Genomic DNA, 24,397 nt, shown 5'->3' with positions numbered 1-24,397 from the left:
AATTATTTTTGTAATATGAAGAACTATTCTGCAGAATTTAAAAAGTTTATAACAAGTCAGTACGTATATTCTGCTATCAGAATTACACTGGCTACTGTTTTGCCGTGTTTAGTTCTCGCTCATTTCGGTCTTCTAAAAGAATATTTTCTTTTTCCTTTAGGAACTGCATTTGTAGCTCTTACGGATCAACCAGGACCTTTCATTCGAAGAAGAAATGCATTAGCATTTGCTATTATTTGTTTCATTCTCATTGCTCTTATTGCGAGTATGGTAATGAATATTAAAAGCTTGGTCGTTGCGGAAATTATTATTTTTGGAATGTTTTTCTCCTTAATCGGAGTATATGGACAAAGACTTGCTGCAGTAGGTTCTTTATCCTTAGTTGTTCTGGCTATTTTTATTGACGGCCATCTTACAGGGGATAATATTTTAAAAAGTTTACTCATCTTTGCTTCTGGTTGTGCATGGTTTCTATTAATTTTTTTAGTTGTAACCACCATCCAACCTTATAAACTTTCAAGTCAAATGATTGGAGAAAATTATCTCCAACTTGCTGAATTCTTAAAAATCAAAGCCAATTATTATCAGAAAAATCCAGATTTTGCTAAACTAACGTCCCAAGTTATTGCAAAGCAAATTGAAATTAAAAACCTGCAAGAAGAAACTAGAGAAACTGTTCTTAAGACCCGTACAATTGTAAATGAGTCCACTACGACAAGTCGCCTTCTCATGTTGATGTTTCTTAATTCAATGGACCTTCATGAAAAATTAATGACCTCCGAAAGTGACTATCAAAAGCTTCAGCAAAGTTTTGAAAATAGTACTATTTTGGTAAAAATTCATGACTATTTAAATGTACTGGCCGAAGAAATTACCAATATTGGGATCTCTCTTCAAATTGGAACTAAGGCAAAGCCTTTATTTAACCTCGAATCGGAGCTAGCAAGTGTAAATGCTTATTATTTCGATCTTCGAAACAAGCAAATAACGCCTAACAATCTGGAAAATTTCATGATTCTCCGACAGATTTTAATGCGTATTAATGAAATTACTAAAGAAGTCAATGATATTTATAAAATATTTACGCAAAATGTAAAATTGGCAAAAAGTCTTTCAACAGCATTGGATTTGAAAAAATTCATGCCAACTGAGGAAAAAATGAATGTTCAGGTTCTTCGCAACAATCTCTCTTTCTCTTCTCTACATTTCCGTCATGCTGTAAGAATAACTATAGCTTTATTAATAGGTTACTTATTTTCATTATTCCATTTCTTAGGCATTGGTCATACATATTGGATATTAATTACGGTTGTAGCCATTTTAAAACCCGCCTACTCTATTACGAAACAACGAAATTTATTACGTCTTTACGGAACTGTTAGTGGCGCTATCATTGCCTATGTTATATTATATTTTATCCATATAAATAGTCTATTATTTAGCATACTTCTATTCAGCATGATTTTATGCTTTAGCTTACTAAAAGGACGCTATTTTTGGGCTGTTTTGTTTATGACCATCTATATTTTTTTAAGCTTTAATTTTTTAAGCCCCGGAAATATTGATGTCATTTTTAAAGATCGAATTTTCGATACCATAATTGCAGGAATTATTGCCTTTACTGTATCCTATCTTATTCTTCCTGTTTGGGAACATACACAAAATTTGGATCTTATGAAAAAATCGGCAGAATCCAACCTTCAATACTTTGAAAGTGTCATTTCCAAATTTTTGGATGCAGGTTTTACGATTGAAGATTATAAAATAAAACGTAAAAATGCCATCATTGCTTTAGCCAATCTTTCTGATAATTTTCAAAGGATGCTTTCCGAACCTAAAAACCAACAGAAAAAATTGGAAGTAATCCATCAGTTTGTTGCCACATCTCATCTAATGACAGCATATACAGCGTCTCTTTCTCAATATGTGAAAAAAAATGAAAAATATCCAGAAATAGATGTAGAAAGCTGGAGTAAAAAAATTGAAGCAGAAATGCACCAAATATCAGCTCTTTTGAATGGAGAAAAAGTAACTGAGACATTAAGAATGGATAGTCGATTGAAACCAGATGATGAGTTAGAAGAACTTCTTCTTCAAAGAAAAAATGAAATTGAAGAAAATGAGGTCTTAGACAGACGAGATCCCGATAAAATATCTCATTTAACAGAATTAAAAAACATACACGATGTATTAGAGCTTATCTATGATGTAGCTAAAGAACAAAAAAAGGTCATTGAAAAATATAGAAATGAAACAACATCTACTCCTCTACAATCGTAAAACAATAATCATCAAAAAATTCCACTCTGGCTTTAAATTCATCTGAAAAAACCTCATCATAAACGCGACATTGTATATGATGTAAATGCTTTAATTCAAAAGGTTTTACTTCATAATTTTTTTTTAGTGACCAGTATTTAGAATGATGAATCTTATACATACTTTCTTTTACACTCCAGATAATCGTATAAAAAGTATCGGCTTTCTCTTTGGGAATAAACCCCCGTTCATTTTCATAGGTGAATTTATCAATAACCCTCATGATTTTAGGATTAAATTTTTCGATATCAATTCCAATTTTATTTTTGGAAATGGCAATCGCTGCAAATGGAAAAGAATGAGTGATTGAAATTTCTGCGTCTTTGGGACATAGAAAAGGTTCTCTCTCTTTATATAAAATTTTAGAATTCGGTTTTAAATCTTTCAGAAGCCTTCTTACCATTAATACTTCCAATAGTTTTTTAGGATGGTAATCTTTTACTTTCTCTGCATTTTCAGGTTCTAAAAGGTCATCTATATTCAAATCTTCATCCTCATCATATTTCCAGACAAGAATTGTGGCAGTTTCATCAGAAAAATCTCGGTAAAGGGGCATTGTTTTTTTATTCCCTAAAAGTAGTAAAAAGATATTTATTTTAAAACCCCAATATAGTATGCTTTAAGTAACATATATACTGATGTATCAAGCTATATAAAGGAACTTAAAGTCTGGTTTTTTTATCTTAATTATTAATTGTAATTTTGTGTTTCATTAACTGAATTTAAACTTATTCATTACATATGAGTACTACAACACAATACATTCCTTATAAAGTTAAGGATATTTCCCTAGCAGAATGGGGCAGAAAAGAAATTACTCTTGCGGAAGCAGAAATGCCAGGATTAATGGCCATCCGTGAAGAATATGGTCCTTCTCAACCACTAAAAGGTGCAAGAATCGCAGGATGTCTTCATATGACTATCCAAACAGCTGTGCTTATTGAAACTTTAGTAGCTTTAGGTGCTGAGGTAACTTGGTCTTCTTGTAATATATTCTCTACACAAGATCATGCTGCTGCTGCAATCGCTGCTGCAGGAATTCCAGTATATGCTTGGAAAGGTATGAACGCTGAGGAGTTTGACTGGTGTATTGAACAAACTCTGTTCTTCGGTGAAGACAGAAAACCACTCAATATGATTTTAGATGATGGTGGTGATCTTACCAATATGGTTTTTGATAAATATCCGGAATTAACAAAAGATATTAAAGGACTTTCTGAAGAAACGACTACAGGTGTTCACAGACTTTACGAAAGAATGCAAAATGGTACATTAGTAATGCCGGCAATCAATGTAAATGATTCTGTTACTAAATCTAAATTTGATAACAAATATGGATGTAGAGAATCTGCAGTAGATGCTATCAGAAGAGCAACTGATTTAATGTTAGCGGGAAAAAGAGTCGTAGTATGTGGTTTTGGAGATGTTGGTAAAGGTACTGCAGCTTCTTTCAGAGGTGCTGGTTCAATTGTTACTGTTACAGAAATTGACCCAATTTGTGCATTACAAGCTGCAATGGAAGGTTACGAGGTTAAAAAACTTGATAGTGTAATTGAAAATGCGGATATTATCATTACAACAACGGGTAATTTTAATATCGTTCAAGGTTCTCACTTCAGAAAAATGAAAGATAAAACGATCGTTTGTAATATTGGGCACTTCGATAATGAAATTGATATGGCATGGTTAAACGAAAACTATGGGGCCACTAAATATGAAGTTAAACCTCAAGTAGACGTTTATAATGTAGATGGAAACGAAATCATCATCTTAGCAGAGGGGAGATTAGTTAACTTAGGCTGTGCTACTGGACATCCAAGTTTCGTAATGTCAAACTCTTTCTCTAACCAAACGTTGGCACAAATCGAACTTTGGAAAAATTCCAACAAATATGAAAATAAGGTATATACCTTACCTAAGCATTTGGATGAAAAAGTAGCAGCATTACACTTAAAAAAATTAGGTGTAGAGTTGGAAACTCTTACCGATGAACAGGCAAAATATATTGGAGTAACGGTTGATGGTCCTTACAAACCTGAATACTACAGATACTAATATTTATTACTATTAAATATCAAAACTCTCCAAAATTTGGAGAGTTTTTTATTAAGTATGTCTTCTAGAAATAAAATCTTCATTTGATGATCATAAAAAAGCCTTACTGATTTTGTAAGGCTCTACTATTTTTTATTGATCATATCCATTAGGATGCTTCGCTTTGATATCATCAACTGTTCCTAATACCTTATCTTTTAAAGAATCTTGATATTTCTGGAGTTGATGAGCCACCTTAGGTTCATGACTTCCCAAAATTTTTGCGGCTAAAATTCCGGCATTCAAGGCTCCGTTTAAGGCAACTGTTGCTACAGGAATTCCACCAGGCATTTGAAGAATGGAAAGAACAGAATCCCAGCCATCAATAGAGTTGCTTGATAAAATCGGAACACCAATGACAGGCAATGTTGTACAACTTGCCACCATTCCCGGCAGGTGTGCTGCCCCTCCTGCTCCTGCAATAATGACCTTCAAACCTCTATCTTTCGCTATTTTAGCATAATCAAACATTCTCTCGGGAGTTCTATGTGCAGAAACCACGGTCAACTCATAAGAAATATCTAAACTTTTTAAAAAATTTGCGGCTTGTTCCATAATTGGCAAGTCACTTTGACTTCCCATAATAATTCCTACCATCTTCTTATTTTATTAGCTCCTCAAAGATAAAAAATTAAAAAGGTAAAATACAAAAATGTGAAAAAACAAAAAAATACTATTACTTTTGCTCAAAAATCAGTATCGTTATATTAATATCGCTTAGGATAAATGTTGAAAGATTATAAACTTATATTAGCAATTCTCACTGTTGCCATTGTTTGGGGAACTACCTTTTTATCAATAAGAATTGCTGTAGAAACCATGCCTGGATGGTTTGTTGCAGGAATCCGTCAATCTCTTGCTGCCATTATAATGCTTCTGATACTTATTTATAAAAAGCAATTCAAATGGATTGGGCGAAAAAATTTAACCTATCAAATGGTGATTTCTTCTTTAATGCTAATTACAGCCAATGGAATGACAACGGTTGCAGAAGAACATGTCACAAGTAGCTTAGCATCATTAATTACATCCTGTTCTCCTATTCTTGTATTTTTAGGAAGTGTTGCGCTTGGAATCCAAAAGTTCAGTGCAAAAGCTTTAGTTGGAGTTGGTCTTTGCTTTAGTGGTATTCTTATTATTTTTGGAGATGGACTTGTTGACCTAAAAAATCCAGACTATGCAACAGGAATTTTTTATTTACTCATTGCAATCATAGGTTGGGCAGCAGGTACAATTTATACTAAAAAATTAAATATTAAAAGTGATAATATAATCCTAAACCTTTTCTATCAATTTGCTTTTGCTGGAATTGTACAGATTATTTTCGCATTCTTATTTGCTGAAAATTATAATTTTGAAAACTGGAATATTAGAAGTATCTCTGCAGTGTTTTACTTGGCTATTTTTGGTTCTGTAATTACATTTTTAGCATTTTATTATGCTCTTACTAAAGTTTCTCCAGTTCAAATTTCTATTCTCATTTATGTCAATACCATCATTTCTATTTTATTAAGCTGGCTAATTCTAAATGAAGAAATTACCTTTAAGTTTATTATGGCAGCTTTTTTAATTATCTTAGGAGTATTTATTATCAATTATAATAAAGAAATGTTTAAAAGCCAAAAAGTAAGAAATGAAAAAACCGGTCTATAATAAACCGGTCTTTAAATTATATATAAGCTTTTACGCTTACCATACTTTTTACTTTCACTAACTTTTCCAGTAATTCTTCTCTAGAATCTGCAAGTACATTAATATGCCCCATTTTTCTTCCAGGCTTTGTTTCCGTCTTTCCATAAAGATGGACATACGTTTTCGGTAACTTAAGAACCTCTTCCATCCCTTCATACAATACTTTTCCTGTATATCCATCAGCACCAACCAAATTTAGCATTCCACTATACGTCAAAGGATCTGTATCTGCTAGAGGTAAATTTTTCACCACTCTATACATTTGTTCAAATTGTGAATTACTATTTCCTTCTTGGCTTTGATGTCCGGAATTATGTAATCTTGGAGCTGTTTCATTAACCCATATTTTTCCTGCTGTATCTAAAAATAATTCAATAGCAAAAAGTCCGGGAGAATGGATAGCATTTAAAAATTTCTCAGTAATAGAATCAATCTGTCGTTGTGTATCATCCGTAATCATTACCGGGCAAATATTAAAATCTAACAGGTTTAATTTAGGATCTGCCACCATTTCAGTAACCGGAAATGTTTTTGTTTCACCATTTTCATTTCTTGCAACAATCACGGATAATTCTTTTTCTATATCAACCAATTTTTCAATTACAGAAGGTTCTTTCCATATATTTTGTAAATCTTCAGGAGTTTTAATCACTTGTACACCCTTGCCATCATATCCTCCTGTATTCATTTTTTGAACAAAAGGAGTAGGCATAGTAATTTCCTCATCATTATTCCAAACTGCCTGGAATTCAGGACTGGGTATATCATTCTTTTGATAAAATTCTTTTTGAAGAATTTTTTGTTGAATAACTTTTACAATTTTAGAATTAGGAACAACTTTAATACCGCTGGTTTCAAGTTCTGCCAAAGCATCCGCATTTACATGCTCTATCTCTATTGTTACTACATCTTTATCTTTACCAAAATGTAAAACGGTCTCATAATCATTAAAGCTCCCTTGAGTAAAGTGTGAAATATTATGACAAGGTGCATCAGCAGCAGGATCTAAGGTATAAAACTCGTCATCATATTTCAATGCATTCTGAATCAGCATTCTTCCCAATTGACCACCTCCTAAAATTCCTATTTTCATTTTTTATTTTTTAGATTTACTTTTTTTATACTTCAATAATAAAATATAAACCCGCCAAGTTTGCAATACCATTAAAGTAAAGTCATACCTGACCAGCCTTTCCCTATTTATTGTATTTTATCAAGTTTTAAATATCCTAACCCCATTGGACTATTCGGAGTTACCACATCCGTTTTTTCCAAAATAATAGAATACTTTTCTTTCATGTGCTTAGGTAAAATATCATTTACATTAAATATATCGTCAATATCTACTCCATGCTTATCATCAATATGGCTTACTGCACTATCAAACCCCATTGTCTTATAAAACGCAGTCTCTTTTGCCTTTTTAATGATTTCCCCCATCGATTTACCAACCATCAAATGTTGTTCATGAAACTCCTTAAAAAAACCCTTCTTATACCCTCCTAAATTAATAAAGTATAATTGGTTTTCAGAAGATCCATTCCCTTTTTCTACAATTTTCACTTCATACCCATCAGCAAATTTTACTTCTTGATGACAATCGATATGAATCTTTTCTTCAGCTTCTTTCCAAAAATTTTTTATATCCGGAACTAAGTCTTTAAGGTTTTCTGCAATTCCAAAGAAAACATCGTGTTGTTCGATATTTCTGCCTTTAGGGGTTGCACCGAGAACAATATAAAATAATTTCACTTCATTTTTCATAATACAAAAATACGGTAAATTTATATTTTTCAACGTTTGGCCAACTAACACAATAGTTTTATATTTGTATCATGTCAGAAATCATTATTCTCTTCCTTGGAGCTATATCGGCAGGACTTCTAGGTTCACTTACTGGTTTGGGAGGGGGCGTTATTATCATTCCTTTATTAACATTAGGCTTTGGTGTTCCTATGCATTATGCTATTGGTGCCTCATTAATTTCAGTAATTGGAACTTCGTCTGGAGCGGCAGTAGCTTTTGTTAAAGAGGGCTTTACCAATATGAGAATTGGAATGTTTTTAGAAATTGGTACCACCGCCGGTGCTATTATGGGAGCATTGGTTTCGGGAATGCTTAACCCCAACACTATCGGAATTATTTTTGCCAGTATCCTTCTTTTAACAGTTATCTTAAACCTTAAAGGAAAGCCAGACCATCAAGAACCGCTTATCAAAGGAAGTCTTGAAGATAAACTTAAATTATATGGAACCTTTCCTGATAAAGGAGTATTGAAAAGTTATTCTGCAAGAAATACTGTACCTGGCTTTTTAATGATGATGTTTGCTGGTGCTATGTCCGGATTATTAGGAATTGGCTCTGGAGCATTGAAGGTACTCGCAATGGACAATATGATGAAACTGCCTTTTAAAGTTTCAACAACAACAAGTAATTTCATGATCGGGGTAACCGCAGTAGCAAGTGCCTTAATCTATTTTCAAAGAGGTGAAATTATTCCAGTAATTGTGGCTCCGGTATTAATAGGAGTTGTGGTAGGAAGTTTCATTGGTTCTAAAACATTAATGGTTTCTAAAACAAAGAAATTGAAGACCTTCTTTGCAATTGTCATCACTATTCTATCAATTTATATGATGTATAACGGTATTAATAAAAGTTTCAGATAATGAAAAAGAACTTCACAGATGTTGATTTGAATCGTTCCGTGGGAAATCTCTTAAGATTAGGAGTTGTTTTATCTGTTACAACTTCCCTGATAGGATTTATTAAATTATTCTTAGAAGGTTTTAAAATGCCTAAAAAATACTCCTTACTGAATATCGGTTCATCTTCTGAAAAAGTATGGGGACATTTCTGGAATTCATTATGCAAAGGTGAAGGAATGGCTATTATTCAATTAGGAATTCTTCTTTTAATTTTCACTCCCTTAATGCGGATCATTTTCGCTTTAGTAGGATATTTAAAAGAAAAAGACTACGTATATGTTGTTATTTCATCTATTGTTTTGGTTATTATGGCCATAAGCTTCTTTACTGGGTATGCACATTAATTAATTTCTCCTAGATTTCATAAAATTCTAAAGGCAATTGATCCGGATCTTGTAGGAAAAAGAACTCTTTTTCTGTAAACTCATCTATTCGGATTTCTTCACATTCTATTCCTTTATCAATCAAATCTGCTCTTTTCTGAGATATATTATCTACAGCAAACGCCAAATGTCTTAGCCCACATGCTTCAGGTCTGGAGGGTCTTTTAGGAGGATCTGGAAATGAAAATAACTCTATTACATAATGATCTCCAATAGCAAGATCAAGTTTATATGATTTTCTTTCTTCGCGGTATACTTCCCGGAGAATAGTGAGTCCTAAAACTTCGGTATAGAATTTTTTAGAAACTTCATAATCTGAGCAAATTATAGCAATATGGTGAATTTTCATTTGTAAATTATTTTTGGTTATTATAGAGAGTCCCGATATGTTTCTTTAATCAGGTTATTCTTCTAATTTTTTAAATCATATCATAAAAAAACGAGCTAATAGGCTCGCTTTCTTGTATATAAATAATTAAAATACCATTATATCTTTAACAACTCCATTTTTTTGAGTATACTGTAATAATTCCATCTCAATGAAGGATTTAATTTTTTCTTCTTCCCCATTATTTGGGAATAACAGATGAACATTCGCCCCAGCATCCAGAGTAAAGAATAGAGGTAAGCTTGTTTCTTTTCTGAAATCCCAGATCTTATTGATCACCTCTAATGTACCCGTTTTCATTAGAATAAATGCAGGATCACTCATCATCATCATTGCATGCAATGTAAGCGCTTCATGCTCAACTAGTTTAATAAAACCTTCTAAATCTCCTTTTTTAAGAATTTCTTTCAATGGGACAAAGTTTTCTTTAGCCTCTTGAAATCGTCTTTCCGCATAAGGATTTGTTTTCATTAAACCGTGTCCAACTGTTGAAGAAACACTTTTCTGACCTTCATGAATTAATAATACCCAGTCATTAAAATCTTTGAAAACCTGATGAATTTCCGAATTAGGATACTGAATAGCAAATAAGTCTGAACTTCCTTCAACCTCATCGCATTCTCCCCAAACCACCATTCCATTATATACACTCCTACATGCACTCCCACTACCAAGCCTTGCTAAGAATGAAACTTTCTTCACCCATTCAGTTTCTGATTTTTCGCCGGTAAAGATTACCTCCAATTCCATAAGACATTTCGCTATCGCCCCAAATCCAGAAGCCGAACTAGCAATTCCTGAGCTATGAGGAAATGTATTTTCTGTTTTGATAATGTATTTTCCCTTCAATATCCAAGGAAGATATTTTTCAATATTTTTAAAAAATTTCTCAATTTTTTCGGCAAATTTCACTTCTTCAATTCCTGTCAGAAATGTCTGTACAGAAAAGGGTTCATTAGCTAAAAACTCCATACTGGTATTGGTCTTACAATTATGTAAAGTATAGCTTATACTTGGATTGGCCGGAATTTGATCTTCATACTTCCCCCAATACTTGATTAAAGCAATATTGGAAGGACAACTTGATGCAACCGTTTGTGAACTGATATTATAATTTTCTTTTCCTAGAAATTCCTGTGTTGTCATAATTTAATTTGCAATGATAAAACTTAATGTTGATTGCTATAAAAGATAATCTAGTTTTTAATACATCTTCTCTATGATATTTTCATATTTTTTTAGAACCACATTTCTTTTAACCTTTAATGTTGGCGTAATTTCACCTGTATTGATATCAAATTCAGAAGGCATTAAGGTAAACTTTTTCACTTTTTCAAACTCAGCCAAATGACTTTGTAATTCATTGATTTTTTCTTTATACAATTTAATGATCTTCTCGTTTTTTACAGTTTCCTCCCAATTGGTAAAAGAAATATTATTTTTCGTAATAAAATCGTGTAAAAATTCAAAATTAGGAACAATTAATGCGGATACAAATTGTCTCCCTTCTGCTATTAATACAATTTGTTGAATATAATTATTATTGGTTAAAATATTTTCAATTTGTTGCGGTGCAATGTATTTCCCATTGGATGTTTTCATCAAATCTTTAATCCGATCCGTAATGATTAAGTTTCCTTTATCGTCAAATTTACCAGCATCTCCCGTTTTAAACCAGCCATCTTCTGTAAAAACTTTTTGGGTTTCCTCCATTTTGTTATAATATCCTTTCATAATACTATTTCCTTTTACTTGGATTTCATCATTTTCTCCAATACGAACCTCAACACCAGGCAAAGGTTGTCCGCTACTTCCATGCTCAAAATGGGTTAAAGGGAAAAGTGTTAAAGTGGCCGTTGTTTCCGTGAGACCATACCCAACCGTAATATGAATTCCAACAGAATCAAAAAATCGAGTTACTTCAGGAGATAAAGAAGCACCCCCACAAGGTAAAAACCAAAGCCTGCCGCCCAATCTTTCTTTTATCTTACTGAAGACCAACATGTCTGCAACAGAATTTTTTAATCGTAAACTAAAAGGAATTACCTTTTCATTTCTTTTTAATTCTGCAACTTTCCATCCTATTTCCAATGCCCAATCAAATATTTTCTTTTTAACAGGTGATCCTTCTTCCGCTTTTTGCAATACCCCTGCATATACTTTTTGAAAAAATCTTGGAACTGCACACATCATAGTGGGTTTTACCTCACTTAAGGTTTTTACTATATCTTTAGGATCTTCAAGAAAATAGACCCTTGCTCCACCGTATAAACAAAATAGGCTCCAGCTTCTTTCAAACACATGGCTTAAAGGTAAAAAGGCTAAGGAAAGTTCCTCTTCAAATTTTTCAAAGGGAAAAAACTCAAAATGGGCTTCAAACGCGTTAAGAAAGTTTCCATGAGTTAACATAACCCCTTTTGGTGTTCCCGTTGTTCCGGAAGTATAAATTAGGGTAGCAATATCATCATATTCTTTTTTACAAATATCTAATTTTGAAGAGGCCTTTGCAATAAAATCTTCAAGATAAAAGCTGTTCAATTCTTTATTAATCCAAACTGCTTTTTTGGAAACAATGATAGTATGAAGCTGAGTATTTCCTTTTTTTATTATTTCAAGGCAACTATCGTATTGATACTGATTACCTACTAAAATTACCTTTGCATTGGAGTCATTAATGATATATTCTGCCTGTTCCCCATTATTAGTTGAATAAATAGGAACCGAAATTGCACCTAAAGACAACGAAGCTAAGTCAAAAATCATCCATTCAGAAGAATTATCCGAATAAATTGCGACTTTATCATTTTCTTGAATCCCTATATTCTTAAGTGCATTGGCTGTTTTAAAAACTATATCTCCAAATTTTTTCCAACTCAATTCTTTCCAGGTTTCTCCTTTTTTATTAAAACCAATTGCTGATTTTATGGCATGTTTTTCTACATTTTTACTGATAATAGCCTCTGCCAAATTCATTTTTTCAACTTTTTATCGTTAATATAATTATTAAGATGAAAATCAATACTTTCTTTGATTGGAATGAATTGATAATTCAATTTTTCTTTAATTTTCTGATTAGAAATAATATTAAAAGAAGATATAGATCTTATATTAGACTTTGTGATCATTCTTAATTTAGGAATAAGCCATCCAAAAAGTCTATTGGCAATCAATCCTATATTAAGTTGTTTTTCAGAAAGAATCATTGCTTCTGTTAGTTTTAGCTTTTTTCTAATCCGCTTTCCTATTTCAGAATATTTCTTATTCTCAGAAACAATAATAAAACGTTCTCCAAAAATATTATTTTCCATGAGTTCGATAGCGATTTTCGCCACATCTCTTACATCTACATAGGCAGAACCTCCAGAAAAGGTAACCCTATTTCTCTCAAAAGTAGAAAAAATCTCACCACTGCTCTGGTTCCAATTTCCTGTTCCTATAATGATTCCCGGATTCAAGATCACCACATTTAATCCCTCTGCAGATGCTCTCCATACTTCCATCTCAGACAAATGTTTTGTAATGGAATAGGCAGAATGTTCCCATTTAGGATTAAAATCAGACTCTTCATCAAGCTCACCATGCTCGTTGAAATTATCTAGAACAGCAATAGAACTTACGTGGAGAAATTTTTTAATACCTGCTTCTTCGCAAGCATATAATAAATTTTCTGTACCTTTCAAATTAGTCTGATACATTTCCTTTTCATCCTTAGGATCAAAGCTTACTTTGGCAGCACAATGGTAGACCTCCTCAATTCCTTTATTTAAAATATCTCGTAATGAATTAATATCATCAAAATCTATATCTACCCATTCTATTTTATTAAAGAAATCATTCGAATTCTCCGTATAAAATTTATATGAATTTTTTACATCATACAAATTCCTTCCCGCTCTTTTGGCTGCATATACTTTTTTACCTCTTTTAAGAAGTTCCAAAACAATCACTCTACCCAAAATTCCGGTCGCTCCTGTTACAAAAACCATATATTATCCTTTATTTGGTTGTTGACTAAATTATAATAATATTCTTTATCTGGCAATTTACATTCTCATAAGTACACCATAAAAATTACGTCATGCAAATTTGCGACTTTTAATGCATAACTCAATTTTATTTCAATTATATTATATTCATTTCATTGCCCATTATAAGAACAAAAACCTTTCCAATGAAAGGTTTTAAAAACAATTTCCCGAACATTCTTTAAGCAAATACCATATTATCTCTCCTGGGTACTTTATTACATAAAATATCGGCAATACTTTTAGAAATAAGATGATCTGGAGTAAGGTTATCTAACCAGAAAAACTCCCCTGCTGCGTTGATTTCAATAAAGTAATATTCATCTTCCGGAGACACTATAATATCGATTGCTCCATAATCTACATTATAAACATCTAATAATTCTTCTATTTTCTCTTCTATATCTGCAGGAAGTTCTGTTCTTACCCATTTATCAAGAAGATTTACCCCATCTTTTCTCCAATCTATAGATGCCTCTTCAGATTGTTGTGAATCAATTTCAAATGCATAAATATCCTGACCAACCACTGTCACCCTTAATTCCTTTTTCTTCGTAATTCTTCTTTGAAATTGCATCGGACAATATACTAAAGAATCTAATTCCTGTAATTTTCCTTCATCAATAACATTAGTAAAAACTACATTTTCCACTCCATCCTCATAGATAGCAAAACCTGTTTGCATTTTCCCTATAACATTTTGATGCTTTACTATAAATTTTCGAGCTATTTCCGGGCTATTGGTAATACATGTTTCAGGAATGTTAAATCCTATTTTTTCAGCTATTTTAAGCTGCTCTTCTTTACTATCTAATCTTCGATATATACTTGGCTTACCTAAAGAGTAAGCGTCTATGGATTCTAAAAAACCAAAAAGGGTATTGCGAACCTCTCCCATTGCTGCACCATAAAATTTAGGATCTAATTCATCTTTTAAACCCTTTCCCATATTATATGCTCTTCTGTACCAAACTGCTTTAATATCATCTAATCGATACTTTTTTTCGGAGGTCTCTAGAAAGCTAATCCAACTTCCATCTTGGAAAACAGTTGATAGTTTATTTTCTAAAGGATATAAATCCACATCGAAGCGAATTACTTCACAGCTATTTTTTTCTATATATTCAGTTACTTTTTCAATTGAAAAGTTATCTTTTGTATGCGTAATAATTAAAATTTTATTCATTGGTATTTATTCTTTTTATAAGATGATCTGCAATACTTTCTGCAATAGGAAAATTCAAGTCTTTCTGTAGCATTCCCCACTCTCCTTGTGGATTGACTTCCAAAAAATAATAATTCCCGTCCTCTCCTTTTATCATATCAATAGCCCCCATATACAATCCCATTTCCTTCATCATAGCATCTAAGCTTACCTTCACATTTTCAGGCAGCTCATATTCTTCCCAAAAATAATCTCCTTGTGCAATACGCCAATCTGCATTTTCTTTATTGTTAATCCTTCCGGTAAAAAACTCTCCATCTACATATACTATCCTTAATTCATATTCTTTATGAATGTAAGGTTGGAAAATCATAGGACAATATATAATGTCTGAAATATGCTCTAAAGTGCTTTCATCAATTATAGTGGTAGAGAAAAGATTTTCTCCATTCATTGTTTTTGCCATGACTCCGTGGAGTTTAGCAATGACTTTTCCCTTACCATATTCATTAAAAAAGGTCTTAATCTTTTCCTCTTCATTTGAAAATATTGTTTCAGGAATGGAGAGATTATTTTTTTTGGCAATTTTGAGCTGTAGCATTTTATTTCCGTCAATTTTTCTCTCATTTTCATAAGCGTTAATCCATGGAACATGCTCTAGAATGGTTAAAATATTATAACGAAGATTTCGGTATTCATTAAGAAATATTTTTTTATATTCATCATCTAGCTCTTCAGGAATAGTTATTTCCCAAGCTTTACGATGCCATATTCCTTGAATATCATCCGAATGTACAGAATTTCCCTGATCATCTGTCAATTCAAATGAATTTTCATTGATACTAATTTTATATAAATGATTTAAATGATCAGAATTTAATCTGAAATAAGGAATATTTTTAGATTGCAGGTATTTAAAAAATATATCGATGTTATAAAAATCTTGAGAATGAGTGATGCAAAGAATCATTATTACTAATTTATTAAAAAAGGAAACTTATAGTGTAAGCCTCCTCTGAAATTTCATTACTATTTTTTGCTAAGTCATTAGCCTATTATGCTCTAATACTAAAAGAAGCTTCATCATCTCCATCAGACGGAAATTTCATAGTATAATCGAGTATTTTTTCCTGAATAACCATTGTTTCTACAATTTCAGTCGTAACAAAATCTCTTTCGGGAGTTGAAGTATTGATACCTCCTTTTATTGTTTCGGAATCTTTACATTGTTTTTCTAAGAGTGTTGCAAAAAAAGGAGTTTTGTGTGAGTTTTTTAGTTTCATATTTTAAATTATAAAGAATCTAATTCTTGTACCTCATCATTTTCGAGGTATTTTGAGCATACCTTCTATCACTAAGATTTTTATGATAAAATAAAAGATGTCGCGATGATATCTTTGGTAGAAACGTCACGACATCTGATTTCAGTCAATAATCAATACTTCTAAGGAAGTCTCAAGATTTGAATATAAAAGCAGTGATTATTTTTAAATTTACATTACATTTACGTCTTCATCCCCATCTGAAGGATATTTTAACGTCACATGGTCACTTCCGGGACGTGTTATACTGTTAAGTAATTTTGAAGATTCAGCATCTGTAGGTGATGCTGTAGAAGGAGAACCAGAACCTCCTGTTATGTTTTTAGGCTCCTGGATTTGTTTCTCTAAAAGTGATGCAAAGAATGGTTTTTTTCCTGAATTCTTTTTCATAATAAAAAAAATTTTAATAATTTGACTCAGCGAAAGTACAAAAAAAATTCAACACATAGTGATATATTATAAAAAGTTTTTCTTTTTGAAAAAAAAGAATTAGTTAAGCCTATGAATTAGGGAACAGAAATTTCGTTACCACCCCCATAAACTCTATAGGATTTTCTGCTTGAACCCAATGCCCTGCTTTTGTTATTATTATGATTTTTGCTTTTGGAAATTGTTGCTTGATCGCAAATTCATCCTGTGGTAAAATATAATTTGATTTTTCTCCGGCAATAAATAAAGTTTCTCCTTCAAAAATCCCAAACTTTATTGCATTAGATACAAATTCATTATATTTTTCAGACAAGGTTTTAAGATTAAATCTCCATGCCAGCTTTTTATCATCATCCCAATATAAATTTTTTGTCAAAAACTGAATAACAGATTTTTCCGGAATATATTGACTTAAGACTGCTTCTACTTCATTCCTTGAGTTAACAACATTAAAGTCAACCTCTTCTAAAGCCTTAATAATCCCTTGGTGATGAGGTGGATATGCTTTGGGTGAAATATCAACTACAATAAGCTTATCTACTTTTTCCGGATATTGTATTGCAAACTGCATAACCGCTTTTCCTCCCAAAGAATGGCCTAACACATGTGCTTTCTCAATCCCATAATGATTCATATAATCAGCAATGTCATTAGCAAGATCATCATGCGTCATACTATCAGAGTGAAAACTCCTTCCATGATTTCTAAGATCAATGAGATGGACAGGAAGCTTCTCCCCTAAGTCTTTTCCAAAAGTGCTCCAATTATCAAGCATACCAAATAATCCATGAAATACCAATAAAGGAGTAGACGATAAATTTTCGCCAAATATTTTTGAGTTTAAAATTTCCATACAATTCTTGATTATAACATTACCACTTTGCCAATCTCTTCAAATAGGCTTGAACAGTATTTTCTAGCCCCATATACAAGGCTTCCGAAACAAGAGCATGACCAATAGATACTTCCAATAAATTAGGAATCGTATCCGAAAAATATTTTAAATTATCCAAACTTAAATCATGTCCAGCATTGAGTCCCAATCCAAAATCAGCAGCCACTAATGCTGTTTCATAATAGGGTTGTATGGCTTTCTCTTTATTTAAAGTATAATCTTTAGCATATGCTTCTGTATATAATTCTATTCTATCAGCCCCAGTTTTAGCAGCTGACTCAATAAGTTCTGGTTTAGGATCAAGAAATATAGACGTACGGATTCCGGCTTTTTTAAACTCTTGGATAACTTCAGTAAGAAAATCGAAATGTTTCTTTGTATCCCAACCTGCATTAGAAGTAATAGCATCGTCAGCATCCGGCACTAACGTAACCTGTTCCGGCTTAACTTCTAAAACCATATCAATAAATGGTCTATGTGGATTCCCTTCAATATTGTATTCTGTCGTTACCAACGGTTTAAGATCATACACATCTTTCCTTGTAATATGTCTTTCATCGGGTCTAGGATGAATCGTAATGCCCTGCCCGCCAAATTTCTGAATTTTTATTGCTGCTTCTGTTACACTTGGCGTTTCACCACCTCTCGCATTTCTTAAAGTGGCAATTTTATTAATATTTACGCTTAATTTTGTCATTCTTTTTTAATAATTTTTTGAAATATCATCTTGATGGATAAAGCATTGAGTGGAAACTCAGCAAGTACATGCATCATGCTTAAAACAAAAAGCACCATCAGTCCAGTTTGATCATTATACAGGTACAAAGCTATAGATAAAATCCAAATCCCAAATACTAAAATCATCTTTTTTACCTCTAGCGATCTAGTCCACCCTATTACCCAAGTTTTAGAAAACCAGTTCAAAAAACTGTAGAGAAGCATTAAATAATTTAATTCTATTATCACCACTTATTACATTCCTGTAATATTGATTAAAGTAAATTCTTATACTAGATTTTCACACTTACCTGCATGACCTGTAAATCAAATTCTTTAGAGGCCACTAATAGATGATCAAAAATATCTGCTTGAATTTGTTCAAAGTTTTCCCATTTGGAATCGTTAGCAAAACAGTATATTTCCAAAGGTAAACCTTGTGGCGTAATCTCTAACTGCCGAACCATTTTTGCACCATTTTCATCAACATCAGGATCGTTTTCGATATACTTTTGAGCATAATATCTAAAAACCCCAATATTGGTAAGCTGCCTTCCATTAATCATTTTATCACTATGACTAAGACTTTCTTTTTCTTTCCGTATTTCCGTACTTTTCCTATTAAGATACTCAGAAATTAAATTAATATCCTTTAATCTTTCAATATCCTCATCACTTAGAAATTTAAAAGAATTGATATTGAAGTAAATAGATTTTTTGATTCTTCGTGTGTTGGACTCAGACATTACCTGCATATTCTTAATTTCTGTAGTGAGTAGATCATAAGTAGGAATGGTAGAAATAGTCTTATCGAAATTATGTATTTTCGTCGTCAAAAGACTAATATCAGCAATATTTCCTTCAATACTATATTTAGGAATACTTACCCAATCCCCTACTTTCATATTTTTTGAAGTTGCTACGTGTATACCTGTTACAAAACCTAAAATAGTATCACGGAAAACCAATACCAAAACAGCAGTAATTGCTCCTAAACTTCCAACTATCGTGGTTCCTTTAATACCAAATATGACACAAATTCCGACAATAGAAAATATAAAAACCCCTAAGATTTTCACCGTTTCTGAAATTGCATTTAACGCCATGATTTTATAAAAATCCTGCTTAATAGTAAAATAATTTCTAAAAGCGGTTAAAGTACGATATAGCATTCCGGCGAGAATTAAGACAAGGCCCAAATTAACGGCTCTTACAATAAATACAGTTGTTTTGGGTAAAGCTCCTACAAATATAGATTCATGTATCCCTCCAATAAATAATAAAGCGGTAAAATGAGCAATTGAATTGCTAATTTTAGAATTATAAATAGATTTTATTATGGGATATTTTTCTTCACTCTGGAAAAAACGAAAAATATAATTAATAGTAAATTTAAACGTAAGATCCAACACCAGAAAAACAATCCCCAGTAAAAGTAATTTTACTATAATATGAAAAATCCAGTCTAGACCCGTCGGCGATATTCCACTAATATAAATATATAGTTGCTCACTTAACTCTTGGAAAAAATTTTTTGTATCTGTTATTTGATCATTCATTACAGCAAATTTATAAAATTACAAACAACTTATGGAAAGCTATCATCATAATTTGTCAATAATTATCATATTAAAATGAATAAGATATCATATCAAACATTCTTTTTTATATCTTGCATTTATATTTTAATATAATGGATACGACACTCATTTATATACTTTGTCTTATTTTACTATTTCTTGGAATTCTAGGAACATTTTTACCTATTCTACCAGGATTATTATTAAGTATTTGTGGTCTGCTTATTTATAAATTCGGAACGGACTCGGATCTTCCTATTATATACGTTTGGGCATTCGGAATTCTTACCGTCATTTCCGCAGTGCTGAATTATGTAATTCCCGCAAAAACCAACCGAAAATACGGAGGAACCCGATGGGGAAGCATAGGATCAATTGTGGGAACTATTATTGGAATGTTTTTACCTATTCCTTTAGGATTTTTGATAGGAATGTTTGCCGGGGTTTTTATTGGTGAACTACTCCATGACAGTAAAGACATGAATAAAGCACTGAAATCAACAAAAGGAGCTTTCATTGGATTTATTTATGGCACAGGTTTCAGTCTCGTTGTAGGAGTGGCTATGTTTTTGGTAGTAATATTAGATATGCTTAAAATTATATAAATATGCAATACAAGATCATTATAGTTTCTTTGGGTCTATTATTTCTTCTCAATTGTAATGCTCAAAAAAGTACTGCGACAGACCTTCGTACAAAAAATATGGAATCCAGCACAAAGGAAAATATCATTTATTTTAAGGAAGGAGAAAATAAATTCCTAAAAGAATATGAAATGAATGTCACTTTCAAAGGTATTAGTGAAGATAGTCGATGTCCCAAAGATGTCAATTGCATTTGGGCTGGTGTTGCCATTGCACAAATTGAAGTAATGGGCCTAGCTACAAGACCTATAACTATATCCCTTGCCACGACGAATAATGATGGAAAAAACTATCATAACTCTGCTGAATTCAATGGGTACTCCATATCACTACATGAAGTGGCTCCTTATCCAAGCTCACAAAATCCTGTAAAATCATTAAAGGGTCAATATAAAATCGGAATTACTATCAATAAAGATGAAAACAGTCCTACCACGAAATAGTCTTTTTTCCTTTTGATTCTAAATATGCATTAATTTTTGAAAAAGGCTTACTTCCAAAAAAGCCTCTGTGAACAGAAAACGGAGATGGATGTGCGGACTTTAAAATAAAATGTTTATTGGCATCAATAAGTTCCGATTTTTTCTGTGCAAAAGCTCCCCACAATACGAAAACAACATTTTCTTTTTTATCTGAGACTTCCTTAATGATAAAATCTGTAAATTTTTCCCATCCCAAATCTTTATGAGAATTTGGAGAATGTGCCCGAACAGTAAGGGTAGCATTCAGCATAAGAACTCCTTGCTTTCCCCAATCATCCAGCTCTTTTGACGTTCTTACAATCCCCAAATCATCTTTTAACTCTATGAAAATATTTTTAAGAGAAGGCGGTGCTGTCACCTGTTCAGAAACAGAAAAACACAAACCGTTAGCTTGGTAATCATTATGATAAGGGTCTTGACCAATAATTACAACTTCTATATCTTCAAAAGGAGTAATTTCTAAAGCTCTAAAAATTTGATTTTTAGGCGGGAAAACTTTAGTAGTTGCATATTCTTTTTTCACCTTTTCCCAAAGGTTAGTAAAGTATTCTGTATTTTTTATTGGAGCTAAAATTTCCGTCCAGGTCATGGGTTTGATGGTATATAATTAAAATTTTATTTCGTTTTATCATTTAGAAATAGACTAATAAGTTGCATTAATGCTCAACTTTATTAGCTATTCTTTTGGAAAAATTATAAAACTAATGTTCTTTCTTCAAGCTAAAAACAATATTTTCAGGAAAGCCTTCATCTTTTATATTGTTTTGTAAAACAAAATTATGTTTTACAAGAAGACCTTTAGAATTTTCATTGAACTTATTTGTAATAGCTAAAATTTCTTGCAAATGTAAAGTATTAAAACTAAAATTTAAAACTGATTTCATAGCCTCTGACATAATTCCTTTTCTATGATATTGAGGGAGTAATTCATAGCCCATTTCCGCCGTTTTTCTATCTTCAGAAAAATTCCACAAACAAATGGTTCCGATAATATGGGGTAAAGTTTTGCAAGAAATCCCCCAATAGAATGTTTCCTCATTTTGCGTTCTTTTCTTAATCTGTAAGATAAATTCCAATGCATCATAATTTGTTTTTGGAGAATTTCTTTTTACAAATTGATTAATTACTTCATTACTCCTAATTTTTAGAATATCTTCAACATGACTTTCATTGATTTCTTTTAATATGAGACGCCTAGTTTCAATCATAATTTTTGTAAATATCTCAAATATACATAATAATCACATTTTCTCACTAAATTTGCAGTGTGTATATAAATAAAGAAGATTTAAACGAATTAGAGTTTCCGCAATTATTAGCGGAGATTTCGCCCTTTGCCTATTCTCCAAAAACAAGAGAGAAAATTCTTCAACTTCGGCCAATGGAAATTGACGAAGCAGAGCTTTCATTGAAAAAAACTTCTGAATATTTATCAAGTTTTGAAAGTTCAAATGCGATCCCCTTTGATGAGTATGAGGATATTGAAAGTGAATTGAAATTGATGCTCATCGAAAATTATCGTCTTGAAAACAATGCTTTCATCAAAATCAAAACCATTACAGAACAGATAGGAAAGCTACAAAAATTTTTTCCTACCATGCCGGAAACTTTCCCGACTTTGATGGAGGAAGTTTCTATTTTGGAATTCAAAAAAGAAATCATTGATAAAATAGATAGAGTCTTTAATCGTTTTGGTGAAGTAAAAAGTGAGGCTTCATCTGTTTTAAAAACATTAAGAACTGAAATACAGCATGCTAAAAAAGCGATTCAAGAAAATTTCAATCGTGCCTTAACTACTTATAGCCAAAGTGATTTTTTGGACGATATTCGAGAAACAATTATTGATGATCAAAGAGTTTTAGCCGTAAAATCAGGATTTAAAAAAAGAGTTGCCGGTCGAGTTTTAGGCCTTTCAAAAACAGGTTCTATCACTTACATCCAGCCCGATAGTGTGGTAAAGCATTATTTCAAACTTCGGGAAAATGAAGAAGAGGAAAAAAAAGAAATTGATAAGATATTAAGACAACTTACTGCAGAATTATCAGAATTTCAGCCTCAACTTTGGAGATATCAAGTATATATTTTTGATCTTGATTTTACACGAGCTAAAGCAAAATTTGCAGAATTGATTAATGGTGTATTACCAAAAATTAATCGCCATAAAACATTAAGATTAAAAGAAGCATTTCATCCTTTGCTATGGCTTAGAAATAAAGCGGAAAATAAAACAATTTTCTCCCAAACCCTTACTTTAACAGATCACAACAGAATCATCTGTATTTCAGGCCCTAATGCAGGAGGAAAATCTATTACATTAAAAACAGTTGGCCTACTTCAATTAATGATTCAAAGTGGAATTTTAGTACCTACTCATCCCAAATCGGAAATGTTTTTCTTTGACAAAATAATGACAGATATTGGTGATAATCAATCTATTGAAAATCATCTTTCCACCTACTCATCTCGATTAAAAAAAATGTCGGGAATTATTCGCGAATCTGACGCCAATACACTTCTTCTGATTGATGAATTTGGTACCGGATCAGATCCGGAATTAGGAGGTGCATTGGCCGAAAGTTTTCTTGAATTTTTCTATGATAAAAAAAGTTTTGCTATTATCACTACCCATTATACCAATATAAAATTAGTGGTAGAACAACTTCCGAATGCTCAAAATGCAGCCATGTTGTTTAATGAAGAAACATTGGAGCCTATGTATAAATTAGAAGTAGGCCAAGCAGGAAGTTCATTCACTTTTGAAGTAGCAGAAAAAAATAAAATTCCGAGATTTATTATTCATTCTGCGAAGAAAAAAGTAGAACATGATATTGTAAATCTTGACAAAACAATTGTAAAGCTGCAACAAGAAAAATTTGAAGTTGAAAAACTAAAATCTGATCTTGTAGAAAGAAAAGAATCCGTTGAAGATAAACGTGAAAATCTTCAAAAATTGAATGATCAACTTCAACAAAAATTATATAATTTCCAAAAACTATATGAAGAAGAACACCGTAAACTTCAATTTGGAAATAAGATTGAAACTTTTATCGAAAGTTATACCAAAGGGAAATCAAGAAAGGATGTTGTAAAAGATTTCGTGAAATTATTAGAACAAGAAAAATTCAGAAAAATTGGAGCCGATAAAGACGAGAGTAAACGACTTCAGGTTGTCAAGCGAAAGATTACTCAACAATTGAAAAAAGAGGAGGTTATTGAAAAAATAGCAGAAACCAATGAAAAACTGGAAGAAAAACGTAAAGAAGAACGTTCTCTTTGGATGAAAGTGGGACAACGCGTTCGTATATCTGGAAGTACCAGTGTGGGAACAATTGAAAAGATTTCCAGAAATAAAGTAATTGTTAATTACGGAACATTCAAAACGACCATTGACGCTGATGAATTAGAAAGAATATAATTCTTTATACCTATAAGGTAGTGTCTCACTAACTGTGTAAGTTAAAAAGTTATTCTGGAAAATTTAGAGCTCTTACAGCTCAAGAAATTTTTCGGAACTCACTTTTTATTATTTTTAACCATTACATAGTTATGATTGACAA

25 protein-coding genes are annotated in these 24,397 nt (G+C 32.0%); 8 read left to right on the top strand and 17 right to left on the bottom strand.

What is annotated here, in order from left to right:
• The first annotated feature begins 15 nt into the window (after positions 1-15).
• Complete coding sequence (locus CHRY9293_RS09670; protein ID WP_162032786.1) at positions 16-2,280, top strand: FUSC family protein; 2,265 nt, start codon at positions 16-18, stop codon at positions 2,278-2,280.
• Here CHRY9293_RS09670 and CHRY9293_RS09665 read toward each other — a convergent pair.
• Complete coding sequence (locus tag CHRY9293_RS09665) at positions 2,261-2,875, bottom strand: 4'-phosphopantetheinyl transferase family protein (RefSeq protein ID WP_162032785.1); 615 nt, start codon at positions 2,873-2,875, stop codon at positions 2,261-2,263. The genes CHRY9293_RS09670 and CHRY9293_RS09665 overlap by 20 nt on opposite strands.
• A 185-nt stretch (positions 2,876-3,060) precedes the next feature.
• Between CHRY9293_RS09665 and ahcY the strand changes: the two genes are divergently transcribed.
• The gene (gene ahcY, locus CHRY9293_RS09660) at positions 3,061-4,374 is read left to right on the top strand and encodes an adenosylhomocysteinase (protein WP_122546662.1); all 1,314 of its coding nucleotides are present in this window, start codon (positions 3,061-3,063) and stop codon (positions 4,372-4,374) included.
• Between the two features lie 132 nt (positions 4,375-4,506).
• On the opposite strand, the gene purE is transcribed toward ahcY, so the two are convergent.
• A complete protein-coding gene (gene purE / locus CHRY9293_RS09655; protein WP_122546661.1) occupies positions 4,507-5,010 on the bottom strand; it encodes a 5-(carboxyamino)imidazole ribonucleotide mutase in 504 nt (167 codons plus the stop codon).
• A gap of 132 nt (positions 5,011-5,142) precedes the next feature.
• On the opposite strand from purE, the gene CHRY9293_RS09650 reads away from it, so the two are divergent.
• A complete protein-coding gene (locus CHRY9293_RS09650; protein WP_162032838.1) occupies positions 5,143-6,066 on the top strand; it encodes a DMT family transporter in 924 nt (307 codons plus the stop codon).
• 16 nt (positions 6,067-6,082) lie between these two features.
• Here the strand turns inward: CHRY9293_RS09650 and CHRY9293_RS09645 are convergent, their stop codons facing one another.
• Together CHRY9293_RS09645 and CHRY9293_RS09640 are read right to left on the bottom strand one after the other, a co-directional pair.
• Positions 6,083-7,198, bottom strand: a complete 1,116-nt coding sequence (locus tag CHRY9293_RS09645) for a 5-(carboxyamino)imidazole ribonucleotide synthase (RefSeq protein WP_162032784.1) — start codon at positions 7,196-7,198, stop codon at positions 6,083-6,085.
• A gap of 107 nt (positions 7,199-7,305) precedes the next feature.
• On the bottom strand, positions 7,306-7,869 hold the full coding sequence (locus tag CHRY9293_RS09640; RefSeq protein WP_228455507.1) for a DUF1543 domain-containing protein: 564 nt from the start codon (positions 7,867-7,869) through the stop codon (positions 7,306-7,308).
• Positions 7,870-7,940: 71 nt separating this feature from the next.
• On the opposite strand from CHRY9293_RS09640, the gene CHRY9293_RS09635 reads away from it, so the two are divergent.
• Together CHRY9293_RS09635 and CHRY9293_RS09630 are read left to right on the top strand one after the other, a co-directional pair.
• Positions 7,941-8,771 carry a sulfite exporter TauE/SafE family protein gene (locus CHRY9293_RS09635; RefSeq protein WP_122546659.1) on the top strand — a complete coding sequence of 277 codons (831 nt, stop codon included), beginning with the start codon at positions 7,941-7,943 and terminating at the stop codon, positions 8,769-8,771.
• Positions 8,771-9,154, top strand: coding sequence for a DUF1634 domain-containing protein (locus CHRY9293_RS09630; protein ID WP_162032783.1), 384 nt, complete (start codon positions 8,771-8,773; stop codon positions 9,152-9,154). The genes CHRY9293_RS09635 and CHRY9293_RS09630 overlap by 1 nt, the downstream gene beginning before the upstream one ends.
• A gap of 10 nt (positions 9,155-9,164) precedes the next feature.
• Here the strand turns inward: CHRY9293_RS09630 and gloA2 are convergent, their stop codons facing one another.
• The 11 genes from gloA2 to CHRY9293_RS09575 form a co-directional block, all read right to left on the bottom strand.
• Positions 9,165-9,542 (bottom strand): SMU1112c/YaeR family gloxylase I-like metalloprotein, encoded by a 378-nt coding sequence (gene gloA2 / locus CHRY9293_RS09625; protein ID WP_162032782.1) that lies wholly within the window; start codon positions 9,540-9,542, stop codon positions 9,165-9,167.
• 126 nt (positions 9,543-9,668) lie between these two features.
• Positions 9,669-10,727, bottom strand: coding sequence for a diphosphomevalonate/mevalonate 3,5-bisphosphate decarboxylase family protein (locus CHRY9293_RS09620; protein WP_162032781.1), 1,059 nt, complete (start codon positions 10,725-10,727; stop codon positions 9,669-9,671).
• A gap of 57 nt (positions 10,728-10,784) precedes the next feature.
• Positions 10,785-12,554: an AMP-dependent synthetase/ligase gene (locus tag CHRY9293_RS09615; RefSeq protein WP_162032780.1), complete on the bottom strand. Its 1,770-nt coding sequence runs from the start codon at positions 12,552-12,554 to the stop codon at positions 10,785-10,787.
• Complete coding sequence (locus CHRY9293_RS09610; protein ID WP_162032779.1) at positions 12,551-13,567, bottom strand: NAD-dependent epimerase/dehydratase family protein; 1,017 nt, start codon at positions 13,565-13,567, stop codon at positions 12,551-12,553. Before CHRY9293_RS09610 ends, CHRY9293_RS09615 begins: the two co-directional genes overlap by 4 nt.
• A 220-nt stretch (positions 13,568-13,787) precedes the next feature.
• The gene (locus CHRY9293_RS09605; RefSeq protein WP_162032778.1) at positions 13,788-14,792 is read right to left on the bottom strand and encodes an MvdC/MvdD family ATP grasp protein; all 1,005 of its coding nucleotides are present in this window, start codon (positions 14,790-14,792) and stop codon (positions 13,788-13,790) included.
• Positions 14,785-15,741, bottom strand: coding sequence for an MvdC/MvdD family ATP grasp protein (locus CHRY9293_RS09600; RefSeq protein WP_162032777.1), 957 nt, complete (start codon positions 15,739-15,741; stop codon positions 14,785-14,787). Before CHRY9293_RS09600 ends, CHRY9293_RS09605 begins: the two co-directional genes overlap by 8 nt.
• An 85-nt stretch (positions 15,742-15,826) precedes the next feature.
• Positions 15,827-16,054, bottom strand: coding sequence for a microviridin/marinostatin family tricyclic proteinase inhibitor (locus CHRY9293_RS09595; protein WP_162032776.1), 228 nt, complete (start codon positions 16,052-16,054; stop codon positions 15,827-15,829).
• 210 nt (positions 16,055-16,264) lie between these two features.
• Positions 16,265-16,483 carry a microviridin/marinostatin family tricyclic proteinase inhibitor gene (locus CHRY9293_RS09590; protein WP_228455506.1) on the bottom strand — a complete coding sequence of 73 codons (219 nt, stop codon included), beginning with the start codon at positions 16,481-16,483 and terminating at the stop codon, positions 16,265-16,267.
• Positions 16,484-16,592: 109 nt separating this feature from the next.
• A complete protein-coding gene (locus CHRY9293_RS09585) occupies positions 16,593-17,375 on the bottom strand; it encodes an alpha/beta fold hydrolase (protein WP_162032775.1) in 783 nt (260 codons plus the stop codon).
• A 19-nt stretch (positions 17,376-17,394) separates the two neighbouring features.
• Positions 17,395-18,114, bottom strand: coding sequence for a pyridoxine 5'-phosphate synthase (locus CHRY9293_RS09580; protein ID WP_162032774.1), 720 nt, complete (start codon positions 18,112-18,114; stop codon positions 17,395-17,397).
• 313 nt (positions 18,115-18,427) lie between these two features.
• Entirely contained in the window at positions 18,428-19,693 is a 1,266-nt protein-coding gene (locus tag CHRY9293_RS09575; RefSeq protein ID WP_162032773.1) for a mechanosensitive ion channel family protein, read from the bottom strand.
• Positions 19,694-19,827: 134 nt separating this feature from the next.
• Between CHRY9293_RS09575 and CHRY9293_RS09570 the strand changes: the two genes are divergently transcribed.
• The gene (locus CHRY9293_RS09570; protein ID WP_162032772.1) at positions 19,828-20,319 is read left to right on the top strand and encodes a DUF456 domain-containing protein; all 492 of its coding nucleotides are present in this window, start codon (positions 19,828-19,830) and stop codon (positions 20,317-20,319) included.
• A gap of 2 nt (positions 20,320-20,321) precedes the next feature.
• Positions 20,322-20,801 (top strand): hypothetical protein, encoded by a 480-nt coding sequence (locus tag CHRY9293_RS09565; RefSeq protein WP_162032771.1) that lies wholly within the window; start codon positions 20,322-20,324, stop codon positions 20,799-20,801.
• Here the strand turns inward: CHRY9293_RS09565 and CHRY9293_RS09560 are convergent.
• Positions 20,788-21,429: a uracil-DNA glycosylase gene (locus CHRY9293_RS09560; protein WP_162032770.1), complete on the bottom strand. Its 642-nt coding sequence runs from the start codon at positions 21,427-21,429 to the stop codon at positions 20,788-20,790. The genes CHRY9293_RS09565 and CHRY9293_RS09560 overlap by 14 nt on opposite strands.
• A gap of 112 nt (positions 21,430-21,541) precedes the next feature.
• Positions 21,542-22,048, bottom strand: a complete 507-nt coding sequence (locus tag CHRY9293_RS09555; protein WP_228455505.1) for a GNAT family N-acetyltransferase — start codon at positions 22,046-22,048, stop codon at positions 21,542-21,544.
• 59 nt (positions 22,049-22,107) lie between these two features.
• On the opposite strand from CHRY9293_RS09555, the gene CHRY9293_RS09550 reads away from it, so the two are divergent.
• Entirely contained in the window at positions 22,108-24,255 is a 2,148-nt protein-coding gene (locus CHRY9293_RS09550; RefSeq protein WP_162032769.1) for an endonuclease MutS2, read from the top strand.
• Positions 24,256-24,397 lie beyond the last annotated feature (142 nt).

The sequence above is a fragment of the Chryseobacterium potabilaquae genome (genome assembly GCF_902728265.1).
Classification (GTDB): Bacteria; Bacteroidota; Bacteroidia; order Flavobacteriales; family Weeksellaceae; genus Chryseobacterium; species Chryseobacterium potabilaquae.
Note: the sequence above shows the minus strand (reverse complement) of the source record. Positions and strands in the feature narration are given on the sequence as shown.

Bases quoted from the DNA above. Each gene is read 5' to 3' on its own strand.
- CHRY9293_RS09670 (WP_162032786.1), top strand. From the start codon at position 16: ATGAAGAACTATTCTGCAGAATTTAAAAAGTTTATAACAAGTCAGTAC.
- CHRY9293_RS09665 (WP_162032785.1), bottom strand. From the start codon at position 2,875: ATGCCCCTTTACCGAGATTTTTCTGATGAAACTGCCACAATTCTTGTC.
- ahcY (WP_122546662.1), top strand. From the start codon at position 3,061: ATGAGTACTACAACACAATACATTCCTTATAAAGTTAAGGATATTTCC.
- purE (WP_122546661.1), bottom strand. From the start codon at position 5,010: ATGGTAGGAATTATTATGGGAAGTCAAAGTGACTTGCCAATTATGGAA.
- CHRY9293_RS09645 (WP_162032784.1), bottom strand. From the start codon at position 7,198: ATGAAAATAGGAATTTTAGGAGGTGGTCAATTGGGAAGAATGCTGATT.
- CHRY9293_RS09640 (WP_228455507.1), bottom strand. From the start codon at position 7,869: ATGAAAAATGAAGTGAAATTATTTTATATTGTTCTCGGTGCAACCCCT.
- CHRY9293_RS09635 (WP_122546659.1), top strand. From the start codon at position 7,941: ATGTCAGAAATCATTATTCTCTTCCTTGGAGCTATATCGGCAGGACTT.
- CHRY9293_RS09630 (WP_162032783.1), top strand. From the start codon at position 8,771: ATGAAAAAGAACTTCACAGATGTTGATTTGAATCGTTCCGTGGGAAAT.
- gloA2 (WP_162032782.1), bottom strand. From the start codon at position 9,542: ATGAAAATTCACCATATTGCTATAATTTGCTCAGATTATGAAGTTTCT.
- CHRY9293_RS09620 (WP_162032781.1), bottom strand. From the start codon at position 10,727: ATGACAACACAGGAATTTCTAGGAAAAGAAAATTATAATATCAGTTCA.
- CHRY9293_RS09615 (WP_162032780.1), bottom strand. From the start codon at position 12,554: ATGAATTTGGCAGAGGCTATTATCAGTAAAAATGTAGAAAAACATGCC.
- CHRY9293_RS09610 (WP_162032779.1), bottom strand. From the start codon at position 13,567: ATGGTTTTTGTAACAGGAGCGACCGGAATTTTGGGTAGAGTGATTGTT.
- CHRY9293_RS09605 (WP_162032778.1), bottom strand. From the start codon at position 14,792: ATGAATAAAATTTTAATTATTACGCATACAAAAGATAACTTTTCAATT.
- CHRY9293_RS09600 (WP_162032777.1), bottom strand. From the start codon at position 15,741: ATGATTCTTTGCATCACTCATTCTCAAGATTTTTATAACATCGATATA.
- CHRY9293_RS09595 (WP_162032776.1), bottom strand. From the start codon at position 16,054: ATGAAACTAAAAAACTCACACAAAACTCCTTTTTTTGCAACACTCTTA.
- CHRY9293_RS09590 (WP_228455506.1), bottom strand. From the start codon at position 16,483: ATGAAAAAGAATTCAGGAAAAAAACCATTCTTTGCATCACTTTTAGAG.
- CHRY9293_RS09585 (WP_162032775.1), bottom strand. From the start codon at position 17,375: ATGGAAATTTTAAACTCAAAAATATTTGGCGAAAATTTATCGTCTACT.
- CHRY9293_RS09580 (WP_162032774.1), bottom strand. From the start codon at position 18,114: ATGACAAAATTAAGCGTAAATATTAATAAAATTGCCACTTTAAGAAAT.
- CHRY9293_RS09575 (WP_162032773.1), bottom strand. From the start codon at position 19,693: ATGAATGATCAAATAACAGATACAAAAAATTTTTTCCAAGAGTTAAGT.
- CHRY9293_RS09570 (WP_162032772.1), top strand. From the start codon at position 19,828: ATGGATACGACACTCATTTATATACTTTGTCTTATTTTACTATTTCTT.
- CHRY9293_RS09565 (WP_162032771.1), top strand. From the start codon at position 20,322: ATGCAATACAAGATCATTATAGTTTCTTTGGGTCTATTATTTCTTCTC.
- CHRY9293_RS09560 (WP_162032770.1), bottom strand. From the start codon at position 21,429: ATGACCTGGACGGAAATTTTAGCTCCAATAAAAAATACAGAATACTTT.
- CHRY9293_RS09555 (WP_228455505.1), bottom strand. From the start codon at position 22,048: ATGATTGAAACTAGGCGTCTCATATTAAAAGAAATCAATGAAAGTCAT.